Here is a 17,615-nt window from a genome sequence, read left to right as displayed (position 1 = left end):
CCTATAGTTAAGTGGGTTATATTAAATAAATCCCATTTCTTTCATTTCATGACGATGATCTTTTTGATATATCGCCATGCCTGTTTTCATCAGGTCAAAACCTAAATTTTTATAAAACTCAACTGTTTGAGGATGGGTATAAAGAATAATATTACAATCCTTAACTTGCTCAATAAGTTTATCGACAATTAACCGTCCATATTGCTGCCCATGTAAGTATTTAGCTAAGGCAATGTTATATATTGCCGCCTGACAAATACCATCTGATAATGCTCGCCCCACACCGACAATACGATTATTATCTAATAAAAATACCACTGCATAACTTTTTCGAAATACCTGTTCTTGTGTTTTAGCATCTAAGGTGCTTAATCCATAAAATTTCAGTAAATCAGCAATTTCCTGCCAATTTATATCCTCACAGTGTTGTTGAATAGTAATACCCATTACGACCTCTTAACTGATTAAATTTCATAATCCATTTGCATAGCAGAATAATATCGGGATAAAAAATCTCTTGTTCTTTGTTGAACAGGATTTAGAAATACTTTATCAGGCGAGCCATCTTCAATAATCTGTCCTTTATCTAAAAATAAAACTCGTGTTGCAATATCATGTACAAAACTCATTTCATGAGAAACTAGAATCATCGTTATACCTGATTTAGCAGCCATTTTTATTGTTGCTAATACTTCACCAACCAGCTCAGGATCTAATGCTGAAGTTGGTTCATCAAGTAATAAAACTTTAGGGTTCATCGCTAATGCCCTAGCAATAGCCACTCGTTGTTGTTGGCCGCCTGAAAGTTGTTTAGGATAGTGATCAACTCTATCAGCAAGACCAACTTCAACTAATTTTTCATACGCAATCTGTTTGGCTTTTTCTTTAGGATATTTTTTTACAATTACTAATCCTTCCATCACATTTTCTAATGCATTTTTTTGAGGAAAAAGATTAAATTGTTGAAAAACCATAGCGGTTTGTTGGCGAAATTTAACAATTTGATCTCGTTTAAATTTGCTTACATCAAACGATAGCTTATCAATACTAATATTACCTGATTGTGGTTTCTCTAATAAATTAAGACAACGAAGAAATGTTGATTTTCCCGCTCCCGATGCTCCTATAATGGCAACAATTTCATGAGGTTGAATATGAAGATTGATGCTGTTCAAAATACAATTACCGTGAAAAGATAACGTTAAATTATTAACATGAATCATAACCATTTTCCTTTTCGGTAACTGGGCGTATTTTTATCGTCGCTTATCGTTAATCGCTTTTCTAAATATTTAACAAGTAACTCAATTAATATGGTTAATGCCCAATAAATTAATGCAAGTGAGATATAAACCTCAAAATAGCGATAGCTATGACCCGCCAATGTTTTACCCCTCCCGGTCATTTCGGTAACGGAACAAACGAAAGCAAGTGAAGTACCTTTGAGTAAGCCAATTAAAGTATTTCCCAAATTAGGTAGCGCCACAATGAAAGCTTCTGGAATAACAATCCGACGTAATAACTGACTATAGGTCATTCCTAATGATTGTGCCGCTTCAATTTGTCCTTTATTTACCGATTGTAATGCCGCGCGAATTGTTTCAGAATTATAGGCAGCTTCGTTAAAAGAGAAAGCAATCAATACAAATAACATGGGTGGTAATCCATTCATATTGAAATTTGTATCATAAAAATAATTAATATAACGTAATAAAATTGGAATTCCATAAAAGCTTAGATAAAGCTGTACTAACAATGGCGTTCCTCTTATAAATGAAACAAATACCGCAGCAATTTGTGTTAAAACCGGTATTTTATTCATTTTAATTACGGCAATGATTAAACCCAATATTACGCCAAGTAACATCGAAAAAATCGTAATAAAAAGCGTGACTGGCAAATAAGCGAGTAATGTGGGTATTTGGGTAAAAATCAATCCAAAATCAATTATATTTGGCATCCGCATCTATCCCAATATTAAAGTTAGTTAACTGAACTAAATTGTTTATCTCGATTATGTGGCGTTTTCCAATTACTCGTATCTGGCCCTAACGGCAAGATATCATAAGGATTGTGAGCATTATTACCTAAGAAATAGCCTTTTTTTATCGCATCAAAATCAGTGGTCTCACCAAATGCAGGTATTTGATAGAGATCTCGCGCATATCCCCATAAATTAGGATAGTCGATAATTCTATTTCGATTAGTATTAAAAGCGGAATAATAGGCTACATCAAATCGGGCTAGCGTAACATATAAGCGAATATCGGAATCGGTAATCTTATCGCCAAAAAGATAACGGGATTGACTTAATCGTTGTTCTAATTGATCTAATTGGTTAAAAACAAGATGGTAAGCATGTTCATAGGCTTTTTGTGTCCGGGCAAATCCAGCTTTATATACACCATTATTTACTTCATGAAATATGACATCATTTAATTCATCAATTTCAGTACGTAAATGTTCAGGGTAAAGATCAGGTGCACCAGCTTTGTGAAAAGGTTTAAATACGGTTTCCCAATAGTTGGTCAATCTAAAATAATCATTGTTAACCACTTTGCCCGTTTTTACATCAACTACGGTAGGAACTGTTGCTCGTCCACTGTATTCTGGATCTGTTTTAGCGTAAATCTCTGGTAAATAGCGAATACCTAAAACAGGATCAACACCATTAGGATCGAGCGAAAATTCCCAGCCATGGGGTGTGCGGATAGGGGAAACTTTACCAACACTAATGACATCCTCTAAACCCAATAATTTAATGGCGATCATCTGACGATGAGCCCAAGGACAAATTGCCGCCCAAATTAAACGATAACGACCTGATTCTACCGGTAATAAACCTGGTTCATTACCAAATGGAGTGTCGAATCGGTTAGTTTGACGTACAAAGGCGCCATCTTGGTTTATTTCATTATTTTCTGTAGTGACTACTTTTCCTATAGACATACGCTTACTCCTAATATTTGGTACTGCAATTGAAAATTTCCAAGAGTTGGATTTATTCAATCTAGCATCAAATATTTAGCGGTTAAAATAACGAATAAGCATATTTATATAATCATAAATTATATAAAACAGGATTAACCTATTAAATGTGCAGAAATAATTACTTTCCTAATCGTTTATAGAGCCTTTCAGGACGACCTATTTTACCGTGATTAAGTTCAACGATTAATAATTTAGTTTGGACACAATATTCTAAATATCGTCTGGCTGTAGTTTTGCTAATATTTGCTTTTTCGACAATTTGATCGACCGTTTGCGGTTCATTTGTCTGCATAAATAGATCTTTAACTTTTTGTAAAGTAATCTCTTCAATCCCTTTAGAATGGCGATTGATATCAACAAAATCTTTAGTTTGCAAATTAAACAGTTCATCAATGCGTCTTTGATTGACATGTTTTTGTAAACTTTGACGATATAAGAAAAGTTCAAAACGCTCAAGTGAATGTTTTAAACGTTGGTAAGATACTGGTTTAATTAAATAATCAAAAGCACCAAACCGTATAGCTTTACTACACGTATCCATATCACTTGCTGCAGTGATAAAAATAACATAAGAATCTAGTTTGTTATTAATAATGTATTCAAATAATTCAATACCTTTACCATCAGGTAAATAATTATCGAGTAAAATTAATGTTGGTTTTAACTTTTCAACCATTATTTTAGCTTCTTCTAAATTTGACGCGATCCCAACGACTTTTACTTTTGTATCTCTTTGTATAAACTCAGCATTTAATTCTGCTAAAATAGGTTCATCTTCTACAATAAGAACTTTTATAGCATCTTCTTTATACTCGTTAAGCTCTCTCATGCATTTACCTCTTTTTATTATTTAGGTATAAAAACTGAAAAAATTGTTCCATATGGTGTATTATCTTCAAATGTAATATAGCCATTGGCCTTTTTTATGTAGGTTGAAACAAGATGCAAACCAATACCATGCTCTTTAGCATCTTGAGAAGTTACGCCGGGTTCGAATATCGATTCGCGAATACTTGCATCTATACCACATCCTTGATCACTTACTTCTAATACAATTTCATCCGTTGCATCACTCAGATACAAATAAATCGTTTTATCACCCTGATTATTTTTTAAGCATGCATTGAAAGCGTTATCAAGTAAATTACCCAGCACTGACATAAATTCGGTTTCAGTAATTAAGGCAGGTAATGCACTTAATTGACATGCAGGATCAAAGACTAGATTCAAGCCAATTTCATGTGACTTTGAATATTTACCTATTAATAATCCACATATAGCCGGTATTTTGAAATGCTCAGAAATAAAATCTAAACAGTTTTGATTATCCGCCGAATGTAGGGTGATAAAAGATTGTGCTTCTTCATAACGTTTCATATAAATGAGCCCTGACAAAGTCGCCATCCAATTAAGGTGTTCATGTCGTAAAGCTCGCAAATTATCAATGTATTGAGTTACTTGCGTTAATTTCATACTTAATAAATTGATATCATCATAATTACGAAAAGTGATCACCCAACCTTGAATTTGATCATCCACTATCACACGAATCCGGTTAGCAATAACAATAATATTATTAAAGTAACAAATATGATCGTGTACATCTTTTGTCTGATTTTCATTTCCGTAAAGAAAATCAGTTGATTTGATAAAATAACGTAAATCATGGTTAAGCAATTCTTGATCACCTGCAATAATGTCTAACATGTTTCGAGCCGATTGATTGATATTGATAATTTTATAATTAAGATCAATAGCAATAATGCCCTCAAAAATAGATTGCATTATTGATTTTTGACTTTTAACCAACAAAGCAATCGCTTTTGGCTCTAAGTTAAACATCTGTTTTTTCACTGCTTTTGAAAAAAAGAACGAAAATACAAACAAAGCAAAAAAGAGTAAGGAACAAAAAATGATAATAGGTATAAATTGGTTAATATGTAATACATATATATCATCAATCATATAACCAACAGAGACGATACCTATTATTTTACCTTCATCCATGATAGGAGCTTTACCTCGTAGTGCTAAACCTAACGAGCCTTCGCTAATAGAAATACTGCTATTTCCGCTCAGTACTTCTTGATTATCTCCACCTACCATTGGTGAATGTAACTTATCATTCGAGGTATGATATAAACGATAAGCTTGTTCATCACCAATAACGATGTAACTGGCATCACTTTGTTCAAAAATATCGTTAACTAAATTAGCTAAATTGACGGTATCTTTTTCTTTAACATATTTTATTAAACTCGGAATAACGGACAATTCCTTCGCTTGAACTTGCGCCTTTTCACCCAAACTTCGGTACAATGTAGTTTTAGTTGCATTCCATATATAGCTTTGTAAAAGTGCGAGTATTATTAACGAAAAAAGTAAAAGAGACAGAAATAACTTCGTCGCAAAAGATAATTGTACTTTTTTTCGCATAATAACGCTCGTATTGAAAATTGACTATTGACATTGAGTTTATCACAGCATTAAAAAACATAGAGCCTTTAAAACCATAAAAACCACACTTAAAGTATGATTTAAATCACAAAATTGGGGTTAAAATTTTGTAACCATATGCGCCAATCTAACAAATTCAAATTTTTTTGGAGAAAAATAAAATATGGCGGATCTTAATTCAATCGGAAAAACGCGGACTGAAGAAGAATCAGTATCAAGTTCTGATGAAAAACAACATGATAAATGGCCTTACAATGTGAAACAACAACAGCAAGGATGGCCGTACAATTGGTGGCGGCTTATGGACAATTATAAAATTGGTGTAATCCCGCTTCCATTATTTATAATTGCTGGTATCCTAATTTTCGCTGAAGTGTTAGTAACTGGTAAATTGCCTAGCGAAATTGTTGTGATGGTGGTAACTTGTGCTTTCTTTGGCTTCCTTTGTGGTGAAATTGGTAAACGGTTACCAATCGTTGGGAAAATGGGTGCTGCAGCGATCTGTGCAACATTTATTCCATCAGCGCTAGTTTATTACGGTATTTTACCTACTCCGGTCGTCGAAGCAACAACAAAATTCTATAGAGATACACACATTTTGTATCTATACATTTGTTGTATTATCGTTGGTAGTATTATGAATATGGATAAGAGAACGCTTATTCAAGGATTCTTAAAAATATTCGGACCAATGGTATGTGGTGAAATCGTTGGAATGTTAGTTGGTGTCGGTGTTGGTTATTTACTAGGTTTATCTCCATTTGAGACCTTCTTCTTCTTAGTATTACCTATTATGGCTGGTGGAGTTGGTGAAGGTGCGATTCCTCTTTCAATCGGATATGCATCAATATTAGGTATGGAACAAGGTGAAGCTCTTGGCCGTGTATTACCAATCGTTATGTTAGGCGGTTTAACGGGTATTGTTTGTGGTGGAGTTCTTAACCGTCTTGGTAAAGCTTATCCACATTTAACTGGTAATGGTCGATTACTGCCAGCTTCAGAAGATGATGAGTTAATGGGTGATAACAAAGCAGCTAAAGCTGAACCTGTTATCGACGTAACAACATTTGCATCAGGTGTATTATTAGCAGCAATTCTTTATATGATTGGTATGATTGGTCATAAATTAACTGGTATTCCAGCTCCAGTGGGAATGTTATTTGCTGCAGTTTTTGTTAAGTTAGTATCAGGTGTTTCACCGAAAGTATTAAGTGGTTCACAAGTCGTTTACAAATTTTTCCAAACGTCTGTTACCTATCCAATTCTATTTGCGGTAGGTGTAGCAATCACTCCATGGGATAGAATCGTTGCAGCTTTCACCATTACAAATTTAATTGTTATTGTTTGTACTGTTGTTAGCTTAGTCACCACTGGTTTCTTTGTCGCTAAAAAATTAGGTATGTATCCGGTTGATGCTGCTGTTATTTCATGCTGTCAAAGTGGTCAAGGCGGAACAGGTGACGTAGCAATCTTAACTGCCGCAGAACGTATGGAGTTAATGCCATTTGCTCAAATTGCAACCCGTATAGGTGGTGCAATAAATGTATCAGTGTCATTACTCATTCTCGGCAATTTCTTAGTTTAGATTAAAATTTTAAAGAGCAACCTTAGTTTAACTAAGGTTGTTCGCTTTTATTTATAGTTAAATTTAGCATAAAACAGCTTTTAAGGAGTTTTCATGAAGCTTGTCAGTTATCTTGTCTCTGGTCGAGCAAGTTTTGGTCTTCTTACTCAGAATGGCATTGTTGATTTAAAAGAAAAATTAGGTAATAAATATGCCGATTTAAAATCTCTACTTGCTGATTCTGAAGGACTTTCTGTCGCCAAAACTTATCTTGATGCGCCAAGTGACATTGATGAACAAGACATTACTTATCTACCTGTTATTCCAAATCCAAACAAAATTTTATGTGTTGGTATGAATTATGCTGAAAAACGCGCGGAATTTAACGAAACTAGCTCAGCGCCAACGTTATTCGTTCGTTTTCCTGATTCACAAACAGGTCACAAAACTAATATTATCAAACCTGCTATCACTAACGAATTAGATTACGAAGGTGAATTAGCGATCATTATTGGCAAAGAAGGATTTCGTATTAAACCAGAAGAGGCATTATCACATGTAGCTGGCTACAGCTGCTATATGGATGGGTCTATTCGTGACTGGCAATATACTTGGTTTACAGCAGGTAAAAACTGGCCAAGTACTGGCGCATTTGGTCCATGTATTACAACCAGTGATGAAATTCCTGATCCAACAGTTTTATCTTTAACCACTTATTTAAATGGTCAGGAAATGCAACACGATTGTATTAAAAATCTTGTGCACACTGTACCAGAACTTATTTCTTACATTAGTACATTTACTCGTTTGTCGCCTGGAGATGTCATCCTTACTGGTTCACCTGGTGGTGTTGGTAAAAAACGTAACCCTCCAGTATTTATGAAAGATGGCGATAAGATTGAAGTCGAAATTACAGGAATTGGTCGTTTAACCAATTATGTAGTAGCAGAAAGAGGGTAATTTTATGTATGATTTAGTTGATTATACCATCGTTGATATTTCTAAATCAGAACAAGATTATCAAGAAATTAAGCTATTATTGTCTCGATCTGATCTTGATTTAGACTCGCAAGTTACTCTTTTTATGGTAGCGAAAATTAACGATAAAATTATTGCTTGTGCTGGTATGGATCGCAATATTATTAAATGTGTTGCTATTGATCCTCAATATCGCGGTAATCAACTAAATCTGACTTTAATGGATCAAACCATAAAATATGCCAATGAAAACGGCTATTTTCACCTTTTTTTATACACTAAGCCTGAAAATATAGATTTCTTTAAAGGATGCGGTTTTTACCCTATTGTTGAAATAACTGATTTAGTTGTTCTAATGGAAAACAATCCGGTCGGAATAAAGCAATATTGTAAACAACTCAATGCACAGAAAAAAGAAGGAAAAAAAATTGGCAGCATTGTTATGAATGCCAATCCTTTTACTAAAGGTCATCAATACTTAGTACAATATGCAGCAAGTCAATGTGACTGGTTACATGTATTTGTTGTCAATGAAAATGCCTCACAATTTTCATTTGATACACGCTTAAAACTAGTTAAAGATGGCACAAATCAGATAAAGAATGTCACTGTGCATGCAAGCTCACCCTACATTATTTCTAGAGCAACATTTCCTACTTATTTCCTAAAAGATAAGACAAAAATTGATCAAGCCTATATGGGTATCGATCTGTTAATTTTCCGCAATTATATTGCTCCAGCACTCAATATCACTCACCGATTTGTAGGGACTGAACCTATTGATGAGGTGACTAAAGCTTATAACGAAGCGATGCGTTATTGGCTTGAAGATAATACGGTAAGTAGTCTTCCAGCCATTACGGTTGTTGAAGTTGAACGTATAACCGAAAGCAATTGTGTTGTCTCGGCTTCATTAGTAAGAAAGCTACTGGCTACTGGGCAATATGAACAGGTTAAAACGTTGGTTCCCCCAACAACATGGGATTATCTTTCGGCTAATTTGGATAACTTTAAAATTTAATACGTTTTAAAAGGTAAAAAAATGAAAATACAAAAAGAAGCTATGGCTGGGACTCTCGAATCGAGCGATTTGTTAGTTAAAGTCATGCCAAATACGGGGATTGAAATTGTTATTAATAGTGATGTTAATAAACAATTTGGCGATCAAATACGTGCAGTTGTTAATCAGACTTTAAATGATCTGAATGTAACTGATGGTTTAATTATTATTGATGATAAAGGCGCTTTAGATTGTGCTATCAGAGCAAGAATTCAATGTGCAGTATTACGCGGTGCAGAAGAAGAGAACTTAGATTGGAGTAAATTACTATGAAAAAATTACGTCGCAGCATGTTATTTCTTCCAGGCGCCAATGCCGCAATGTTATCAACATCGTTTGTATACAAACCTGATTCAATCATGTTTGACCTTGAAGATGCGGTTTCAATTAAAGAAAAAGATTCAGCACGCCTTTTAGTCGCTCAAACATTAAAAATGCCTGTTTATAAAGAACATAATATTGAAACAGTTGTTAGAATTAACGCACTAAATACACCATTTGGACTTAAAGATTTAGAAGCCGTAGTTCGAGCAGGCGTTGATGTTGTTCGTTTACCAATGACAAACAGTGCCGAAGATATTCATGAACTTGAAGCTCACGTTGAACGTATCGAAAAAGAATGTGGTCGTGAAGTTGGTAGTACTAAATTAATGGCAGCAATTGAATCGGCTCAAGCTGTGGTTAATGCAGTATCAATTGCTAAATCATCTCCTCGTTTAATAGGTATTGCTCTTGCTGCATTTGACTATCTTGTCGATATGCAAACAGAAAGAGGCGATGGTACCGAACTATTTTATGCTCGTTGCGCTGTTCTACATGCAGCTCGTGTAGCGGGTATTGATGCTTTTGATGTTGTCTATTCAAATGTTAATGACGACGAAGGTTTCTTAAAAGAAGTCAGCCTAATCAAAAAATTAGGATACAACGGCAAATCATTGATTAATCCAAGACAAATTGAGCTATTACACAATGCTTATGCACCTACTGCTAGTGAAGTAGAAAATGCTAAAAAAATAGTTGAAGCAGCTGAAGAAGGTGAAAGAAAGGGGCTTGGAGTTGTTTCTTTGAATGGCAAAATGATTGACGCACCAATTATTACTCGTGCTCAAAAAATCATTGAACTAGCAAAATACTCCGGTGTACGTAAAGAAATTTGATAGGATTGAAATATGACAACTTCTATAAACCAAAAAATTGATGATTTATTAAAACAGCATCCTGATCTTAAAAATATCACACCATTTATTGATGCTAATGCAACCACACCATATTTAAAAGATGAGTCTAAATATACTCGTAAATTATGTGACTCGATTGAACAAGCCATTAAAAAGTGTGAATTACGTGACGGTATGACCATATCTTTCCATCATGCATTCCGTGAAGGTGATAAGGTTATCAATAAAGTTGTAGAGACAATTAGTAAATTAGGCATTAAAAATCTAACTTTAGCATCAAGTTCATTGTTAAGTTGTAATGCCGCATTAATCCCACATATTGAAGCTGGGGTGATCACTAAAATTTACACTTCTGGATTACGTGGAAAATTAGCTGATGCGATTTCACACGGTTTAATGGATAATCCTGTACATATCCATTCTCATGGTGGGCGCGTAAAACTCATCCAAAGTGGTGAAATTAATATTGATATCGCATTTTTAGCCGTATCAACAGCTGATGAACAAGGTAATGCTAATGGTGTATCAGGTAAATCACAATGTGGTGCACTTGGTTATGCAATGGTTGATGCACAGTTTGCCAAAAAAGTAGTTTTACTAACTGAAGATATCGTCGGTTATCCAAATAACCCTGCAAGTATTCGTCAAGATCAAGTTGACTATATTGTTAAAGTTGATGAAGTCGGTGACCCAACTAAAATCAGTGTGGGCGCAGCACGTATCACAAGCAATCCTCGTGAACTTATGATTGCTCGTTACGCGGCTGATGTCATTGAGCATTCTGGCTATTTTGAAGATGGCTTCTCAATTCAAACCGGTTCTGGTGCTTCTTCAACAGCTGCAACGCGTTTCCTTGAAAACCGTATGCGTGCTAAAAATATCACAGCCTCATTTGCCTTAGGTGGCATTACAGCTAGTATTGTTGATTTACACGAAAAAGGTTTGGTTAAACGTTTATTAGATACCCAAAGCTTTGACGGTGCAGCAGGACAATCCTTAGGCCGAAATAAAGATCACATTGAAGTCTCAACCAATGTTTATGCAAATCCTGCATCTAAAGGAGCAAGTGTTGATGAATTAGACATTGTGATTTTAAGTGCCTTAGAAATTGACCTTGATTTCAATGTTAACGTATTAACAGGTTCTGATGGCGTAATGCGCGGAGCATCTGGCGGTCACTGTGATACAGCTGCGGGAGCAAACTTAACCATTATTGTTGCCCCATTAATTCGTAGCCGTATCCCAACTGTAATTAAAAACGTAACCACGCTGGTAACTCCAGGTGAAAGCGTTGATGTATTAGTTACTGATCATGGTATTGCAGTGAATCCTAATCGTCCAGAAATTGCTGAACGTTTAAAAGCAGCTAATTTACCAATAATGAGCATTGAAGAACTTTATCAACGTGCAGTTTCGTTAACTGGTGAACCAAAACCAATCGAATTTGAAGATAAAATCGTAGGTATCGTTCATTTCCGTGATGGTTCAGTAATTGATGTAGTGCGTCAAGTTAAAGATTAATTACTCAAGAACCTGTCATAACAAAACTTAGCATGGCATAAATAAATGCCATGCTCTTATTCCTGTATTATGAATAAAATGTTAATTAAATTTGATGATGGTACCCCGATTAGTCTTGAGCAAATGCTACTAGCGAAAGAAAAGCGGGTAGAAAACCAACTATTAGCTATTTCTCTCTATAAAAAGCCCCTCGTATCGTTGACGTTAGTTATCCCGGGTCCAATAAAAAACAGTAGTGGCGCTAATTATATTTTTCAAGAAGCAATCACCGCGTTACATCAGTTTTTTATTAAAAATGATATACCATTAATTAAAAAACAGCACTATCATGAATTAACAGGTTATGAAGCGATTCTTGTGGTAGATTGCGCGATTGAAAAACTCAAACAATACTGCATTGAAATTGAAAGCCAACATCCATTGGGCCGTCTATGGGATATAGATGTGATTGATCCAATAACCCAAAAAAGTGTTCCCCGCTCACAATTTGAATATGCACCAAGGCAATGTTTAGTTTGTGAGGATATTGCTAAAATATGTGGTCGGTCAAAACGACATTCATTAGATGAGATTTTTGTTGCTATTAAAGAAAAAATAGAAAGTTTTCAAAAAAATAAATCTTAATATAATGATAAAGTTGAAAAAACAGAATTGATCCGAAAGAGCATATCAATTGTTCATTAAACTTTATCATTACTACTAAAATTTTAAATGACAGCTAAAGCTTGTTCTAAATCACCTAATAAATCATCGATATCCTCTAAACCAACAGAAATACGAAGTAGTTGATCTGAAATACCGGCTGTTTTACGTGCTTGAGCAGTGATACCTGAGTGGGTCATCGTTGCTGGATGACAGATTAGACTTTCAACCCCCCCTAGAGATTGAGCTAACGTAATAATATTAAGTGCCTTTAAGAATTTAGGCATTACCTCGGGATCTCCAGCTAATTCAAAACTTAGCAATGAACCAAAACCTTTTTGTTGTTTTTTGGCAATCTCATGTCCAAGATTAGACGGTAGTGATGGATGATACACATTAGCAATTTTCGGATGGTTAACTAAAAACTCAACGACCTTTTGTGCATTGGCTTGTTGTAAAGTTACTCGCGCAGCAAGCGTTCTTAATCCACGTAATAATAAATAACTATCAAATGATGAAGTGAGGGTACCAATATTATTGGCCCACCATAAAACATCTGTAGCAAGCTGTTGGTCTTTAAATACTAAAATACCCGCTAAAAGATCGGAATGTCCATTAAGAAATTTAGTACATGAATGGGTTACAATATCCGCCCCTAACTCTATAGGTTTTTGCAATATAGGGGTCATAAATGTGTTATCGACTAACACCAAAGCCCCGACATCGTGTGCTTGTTGTGATATTTCTTGAATATCAACAACTCGAAGCAATGGGTTACTTGGCGTTTCAATCAATACTAATTTTGGACGTAAACTTAAAGCTTCTTTTAGTGCAATTGGATCGGATTGATCAACAAATTTCGCCTTGAAATAACCACGTTGACTTAAACTATTAAAAAGACGATAGCTACCACCATAACAATCGTGGGGAGCAACCACCAAGTCATCGGGTGTTAGTAGTGCGACACTGACAAGATGAATAGCAGACATACCACAGTTAGTAAGAATAGCATCCACCCCTCCTTCCAACTTGGCGACCGTTTCCTCAACGAATCGCCTGCTTGGATTTGCCTTACGTGCATAATCAAACTCTCTTGGTGTTGCAAATTCTTGATAACGGTAACACGTTGACGGGGTAATGACAGGGACGACACTCCCATATTGATCATCAGTATTGATCCCACCTCGGACAGCAATAGTACCTTGGCTTAAATTTTTAGATTGGCTAGCCATAATAACATTCCTAAATAATATTTTATTTATTATAAAACTTTCATGTACAAGAATAACACAACCATTTAAGACGTCAATATGTCTAGACGTCTAACTATCTCGATGTATAGATTGCAGCAAAATAAAAAAAAAGTTAAAATTAACCCTATAAATTGTGATGTGATTTGGTGAAGAATATGATGGAATGGAACGGCCAATACATAAGCCCCTATGCTGAGCATGGTAAAAAAAGTGAGCAAGTAAAAAAAATTACTGTATCAATTCCTTTAAAAGTATTAAAAATATTGACTGATGAACGTACGCGCCGACAAGTGCATAATTTACGTCATGCAACGAATAGTGAACTATTATGTGAAGCGTTTCTCCATGCTTACACGGGTCAACCACTACCTTGCGACGAAGACTTACAGAAAGATCGTGAAGATGGTATCCCTAGCCAAGCTAAGGAAATAATGAGTAATTTAGGTATCAATCCCGACTTAATTGATGAATAGGTGTTATTTATATTTTTTATTGACGAATAACATCATTCATTAAGACAAAAAACAAAAAAGGCGCATTATGCGCCTTTTTCAATATTGACTGTATAATTTACGGAAAATTATTTTTTACCGCCAACCATAGCGAAACGTTGTTTGAATTTATCTACGCGTCCGCCAGTTGCAACATCACGTTGTTTACCTGTATAGAACGGGTGACACTCACCACATACGTCAAGATGAATATCATGACCAATTGTTGAATGAGTATTAATAACATTACCGCAAGAACAAGTTGCTTTAATTGCTTTATATTCTGGGTGGATACCTTCTTTCATAATAAACCTCTAAAGTTTGTTCGTATCGCTATATAAACGGCCTTAAAAGCAAAATCTATACACCATACGAGTGTTAAAAAACATGATAAGGTCGCGAATTATACGCCTTAAACGGTAAATAATCAAGCTATAAAAAAGACCTATTAAACAGGCAATTGCCCTATTACCACTTGCAATTCAACCTTTTCTCCATTTCGTAACACTACAATGGGGACGGTTATCCCTGGTTTCAACTCTGCAATCTGATCCATTGTTTCAACAATTGATTTAACCGGTTTACCATCAACCATAATTAAAATATCATTAGGTTGCACGCCCGCTTGTAACGAAGGTCCTTCAGCGTTGGTCACTAAAATCCCTAACACAACAGGTAAATCACTTGGATTTTGTGTTGGCGCAAACTCTAACCCATCAATACCAATATAACCACGAATAACCTTACCGTCCTGTATCAATTTATTCATAATTTTAACGGCCAAAGATGTCGGAATTGCAAATCCAATGCCTTCTGGAATTTCATTTCCCATATTTTTTGCAAAAGTGAGGGTATTAATACCCATTAATTCGCCTTTTGTATTAACCAAAGCGCCACCTGAATTACCATGATTAATTGAAGCATCTGTTTGAATAAAATTCTGTCTTCTATATGGGCTTAATCCATCTCGACCCGTTGCGCTAATGATTCCTTGAGTGATAGTTTGCCCAATATTATAAGGATTACCAATTGCTAAAACGACATCGCCAATATTCGGTTCGCGCTGAGGATTAATGTGAATTGTTGGGATATTCTTCGCATCAATTTTTAAAACAGCAATATCAACTAATTTATCAGAACCAACAGACAAAGCTTCAAAAATTCTTCCATCTTGCAAAGCAACAATGATTTGTTCCGCACCATCTACTACATGATAATTAGTAATAATGTAACCATGTTTGCTCATTATAACCCCTGAGCCTAATGGCGTTATTGCACTATCTTGTGAGCGATTTGGTACAGAACTAATTGAACGACTGTATATATTCACTACGGCGGGAGCTGCAGTTTTAACCGCAAATGAATAACTCATAGGGTCATTATTAAAAATGGAGTTTGCAAAATTTGATTGAGTCCCATTACGTAATGATGGAAATATAATCAATAATACGATAGCTAAAACAGTACCAATCAATATTGGCCATAAAATTTTTTTAAGCATTAGTATGAGTACTATGGTAGCAGTAGAATGGATATGATTTTAACATATCTAATTAGAGGTTAACATTTATGTTTTTCGCCGATAAATATTATCGGCGAAATCAAATTAAGCAATCAATTAACGTAAAATAAGATAAAGTTGACTATCACCACGTACAATATTTAACGCAATCGCTGATGGTTTACTATCGATAATTTTACGCAAATCAGCAATATTGTTTATTCTTTGTTTATTTACACCCGTGATTAAATCACCTTTTTGTAAACTTAATCGAGATGCTGGTGAATTTTTAGTAATGCCTTCAATTAAAACGCCCTTTTGACCTTTGATATTGCCATTACTTAATGTTGCGCCTTCAAGAGCTGGATGTAATGATTTTGCTTCTGTAGCAGATTCATCACTATTTTTTAATTTGACATTAACAGTTATTGTTTTACCATCACGAATTATGCCTAGTTGCACAGTCCTACCCGCACCTGTAGTTGCAATTTTAGCTCGCAGTTCGGCAAAACTATCAACAGGCTTACCATCCATTGAAACAATCACATCGCCAGATCTTATCCCTGCTGCTTTAGCGGCAGAATCGTCAAGCACTTCGCTTACAAACGCGCCTTTTTGCACATCTAAATCAAATGCTTTGGCAATATCGGAGGTTAACTCATTACCTCTAATACCCAATACACCACGTCTAACTTCTCCATATTCAATCAATTGAGAAGTTAAATTTTTCACCATCGTACTCGGTATAGCAAAACCGATACCAACGTTACCACCACTAGGTGCAATAATGGCAGTATTAATTCCTACTAATTCACCATTTAAATTAACTAACGCCCCCCCTGAATTACCACGATTGATTGAGGCATCTGTTTGAATAAAATTCTCAAAGCCATTCATATTAAGTCCACTACGAGCGAGTGCAGAAATAATACCAGATGTCACAGTTTGACCAATTCCAAATGGATTACCAATTGCGACAACATAATCACCAACACGTAATTTATCTGAATCAGCTAAAGTAATGGCCGTTAAATTTTTAGCCTCTTCAACTTTAAGCAATGCAATATCACTTTGAGGATCTCTACCTATTAATTTAGCAGTATATTCATGTCCATCGTTTAATGATACCGTTATTTTATCAGCATTATCAATAACATGATTATTGGTAACAATATAACCCTTTTCACTATCAATAATGACGCCTGAACCTTGACCAGAAAAAGCTCTAGATTGACTATCGGGATACCCAAAAAATCGTCTAAACTCTTCGGGGATATTGGTTTGCATTTGAGCTGTTCCTTCAACCTTGATACTTACAACCGAAGGCAATACTGCCTCTAACATTGGCGCTAAGCTTGGTTGCTGAGAATTTTCACTTGTTGGAAACGAAGGGAAAACAGCAAAGGCATTCGGTAAGGTAACTAAAGAAAGACTTAAGCCTAAAGCAATTAAGCTAAGTATTTTTTTAGGTTTTAGTAAAGAATTATTAATCATAAAACACTCTCTTCCTTATAAATTTAATATTTACCATAACATTTCACCAGATAATTCTAGCGAAAAAACTAAGATTAATTATGATTTATTTTCATCAGTTTTGAATAAACCAGAAGAGTCATCAGAATAGTCTTTTGGTTGTTTTTTTAGAGTGAATTGTTTTTTTATAGTAGTATCATTATTCGCATCTAAAGCCATAACTGGCATATCATTTTCTGAAGTAAATTTTCCTGAACTTTCAGCCATATGTTGATAAAGACGACGAAAATCATTAGCCATGTTATCTAATATTTCAGCGCTATGTGAAAAATATTTAACAATTGTCTGTTTTTGAACGTTTAACTGCTCTTCAGTTTCCTCAAGTTGACGTTTTACTTGTGCAAATTGACGCCCTTTTGAACTAAAAATATTCGTTAAAATAATACCTAAAACAAAACCAATTACTAAGCCAATAACCAGATAAATCATCATCTGTTTATCCATAT

General features: G+C 35.0%; 18 protein-coding genes and 1 pseudogene. 8 read left to right on the top strand and 11 right to left on the bottom strand.

The features are described from left to right. Positions 1–21: 21 nt before the first annotated feature. The 6 genes from H3S73_RS00830 to H3S73_RS00805 form a co-directional block, all read right to left on the bottom strand. Positions 22–447 (bottom strand): GNAT family N-acetyltransferase, encoded by a 426-nt coding sequence (locus H3S73_RS00830; RefSeq protein WP_198235860.1) that lies wholly within the window; start codon positions 445–447, stop codon positions 22–24. A 17-nt stretch (positions 448–464) separates the two neighbouring features. Continuing rightward, positions 465–1,223 (bottom strand): amino acid ABC transporter ATP-binding protein, encoded by a 759-nt coding sequence (locus tag H3S73_RS00825; RefSeq protein ID WP_198226842.1) that lies wholly within the window; start codon positions 1,221–1,223, stop codon positions 465–467. Beyond that, positions 1,220–1,960, bottom strand: coding sequence for an amino acid ABC transporter permease (locus tag H3S73_RS00820; protein WP_086325914.1), 741 nt, complete (start codon positions 1,958–1,960; stop codon positions 1,220–1,222). The genes H3S73_RS00825 and H3S73_RS00820 overlap by 4 nt, the downstream gene beginning before the upstream one ends. Before the next feature lie 23 nt (positions 1,961–1,983). Next, positions 1,984–2,949, bottom strand: coding sequence for a glutathione S-transferase family protein (locus H3S73_RS00815; RefSeq protein ID WP_086308393.1), 966 nt, complete (start codon positions 2,947–2,949; stop codon positions 1,984–1,986). A gap of 160 nt (positions 2,950–3,109) precedes the next feature. Next, positions 3,110–3,820 carry a response regulator gene (locus H3S73_RS00810; RefSeq protein WP_086325916.1) on the bottom strand — a complete coding sequence of 237 codons (711 nt, stop codon included), beginning with the start codon at positions 3,818–3,820 and terminating at the stop codon, positions 3,110–3,112. Between the two features lie 17 nt (positions 3,821–3,837). After that, the gene (locus H3S73_RS00805) at positions 3,838–5,427 is read right to left on the bottom strand and encodes an ATP-binding protein (protein WP_198226838.1); all 1,590 of its coding nucleotides are present in this window, start codon (positions 5,425–5,427) and stop codon (positions 3,838–3,840) included. A 310-nt stretch (positions 5,428–5,737) separates the two neighbouring features. On the opposite strand from H3S73_RS00805, the pseudogene H3S73_RS00800 reads away from it, so the two are divergent. From H3S73_RS00800 to citX, 7 genes and pseudogenes are all read left to right on the top strand, one after another. Beyond that, a pseudogene (locus H3S73_RS00800) lies at positions 5,738–7,033 on the top strand (2-hydroxycarboxylate transporter family protein); the annotation flags it as partial. Between the two features lie 93 nt (positions 7,034–7,126). Continuing rightward, positions 7,127–7,972: a fumarylacetoacetate hydrolase family protein gene (locus H3S73_RS00795; protein WP_198226834.1), complete on the top strand. Its 846-nt coding sequence runs from the start codon at positions 7,127–7,129 to the stop codon at positions 7,970–7,972. A 4-nt stretch (positions 7,973–7,976) separates the two neighbouring features. Further along, positions 7,977–9,011: a [citrate (pro-3S)-lyase] ligase gene (citC, locus tag H3S73_RS00790; protein ID WP_198235861.1), complete on the top strand. Its 1,035-nt coding sequence runs from the start codon at positions 7,977–7,979 to the stop codon at positions 9,009–9,011. 21 nt (positions 9,012–9,032) lie between these two features. Beyond that, positions 9,033–9,323 carry a citrate lyase acyl carrier protein gene (gene citD / locus H3S73_RS00785; protein WP_025316271.1) on the top strand — a complete coding sequence of 97 codons (291 nt, stop codon included), beginning with the start codon at positions 9,033–9,035 and terminating at the stop codon, positions 9,321–9,323. Beyond that, on the top strand, positions 9,320–10,207 hold the full coding sequence (gene citE / locus H3S73_RS00780; protein ID WP_065738569.1) for a citrate (pro-3S)-lyase subunit beta: 888 nt from the start codon (positions 9,320–9,322) through the stop codon (positions 10,205–10,207). Before citD ends, citE begins: the two co-directional genes overlap by 4 nt. 12 nt (positions 10,208–10,219) lie before the next feature. Then, the gene (citF, locus tag H3S73_RS00775) at positions 10,220–11,749 is read left to right on the top strand and encodes a citrate lyase subunit alpha (protein WP_080692493.1); all 1,530 of its coding nucleotides are present in this window, start codon (positions 10,220–10,222) and stop codon (positions 11,747–11,749) included. Between the two features lie 78 nt (positions 11,750–11,827). Continuing rightward, positions 11,828–12,373, top strand: a complete 546-nt coding sequence (gene citX, locus H3S73_RS00770) for a citrate lyase holo-[acyl-carrier protein] synthase (RefSeq protein WP_198235862.1) — start codon at positions 11,828–11,830, stop codon at positions 12,371–12,373. 83 nt (positions 12,374–12,456) lie between these two features. On the opposite strand, the gene metB is transcribed toward citX, so the two are convergent. Further along, the gene (gene metB / locus H3S73_RS00765; protein WP_198235863.1) at positions 12,457–13,623 is read right to left on the bottom strand and encodes a cystathionine gamma-synthase; all 1,167 of its coding nucleotides are present in this window, start codon (positions 13,621–13,623) and stop codon (positions 12,457–12,459) included. 176 nt (positions 13,624–13,799) lie between these two features. Between metB and metJ the strand changes: the two genes are divergently transcribed. Next, positions 13,800–14,117 carry a met regulon transcriptional regulator MetJ gene (metJ, locus tag H3S73_RS00760; protein ID WP_086325922.1) on the top strand — a complete coding sequence of 106 codons (318 nt, stop codon included), beginning with the start codon at positions 13,800–13,802 and terminating at the stop codon, positions 14,115–14,117. Between the two features lie 107 nt (positions 14,118–14,224). Here the strand turns inward: metJ and rpmE are convergent, their stop codons facing one another. The 4 genes from rpmE to H3S73_RS00740 form a co-directional block, all read right to left on the bottom strand. After that, positions 14,225–14,440, bottom strand: a complete 216-nt coding sequence (gene rpmE, locus H3S73_RS00755) for a 50S ribosomal protein L31 (RefSeq protein ID WP_034883381.1) — start codon at positions 14,438–14,440, stop codon at positions 14,225–14,227. A 143-nt stretch (positions 14,441–14,583) separates the two neighbouring features. Then, the gene (gene degS, locus H3S73_RS00750; RefSeq protein WP_065738565.1) at positions 14,584–15,636 is read right to left on the bottom strand and encodes an outer membrane-stress sensor serine endopeptidase DegS; all 1,053 of its coding nucleotides are present in this window, start codon (positions 15,634–15,636) and stop codon (positions 14,584–14,586) included. Between the two features lie 117 nt (positions 15,637–15,753). Further along, complete coding sequence (locus tag H3S73_RS00745) at positions 15,754–17,130, bottom strand: Do family serine endopeptidase (protein WP_198235864.1); 1,377 nt, start codon at positions 17,128–17,130, stop codon at positions 15,754–15,756. A 78-nt stretch (positions 17,131–17,208) separates the two neighbouring features. Then, positions 17,209–17,613: a YhcB family protein gene (locus tag H3S73_RS00740; protein ID WP_198226820.1), complete on the bottom strand. Its 405-nt coding sequence runs from the start codon at positions 17,611–17,613 to the stop codon at positions 17,209–17,211. Between the last annotated feature and the right edge of the window lie 2 nt (positions 17,614–17,615).

Origin of the sequence: Gilliamella sp. B14384G12 (assembly GCF_016101825.1) — a bacterium.
GTDB classification, from domain to species: Bacteria; Pseudomonadota; Gammaproteobacteria; order Enterobacterales; family Orbaceae; genus Gilliamella; species Gilliamella apicola_N.
Note: the sequence above shows the minus strand (reverse complement) of the source record. Positions and strands in the feature narration are given on the sequence as shown.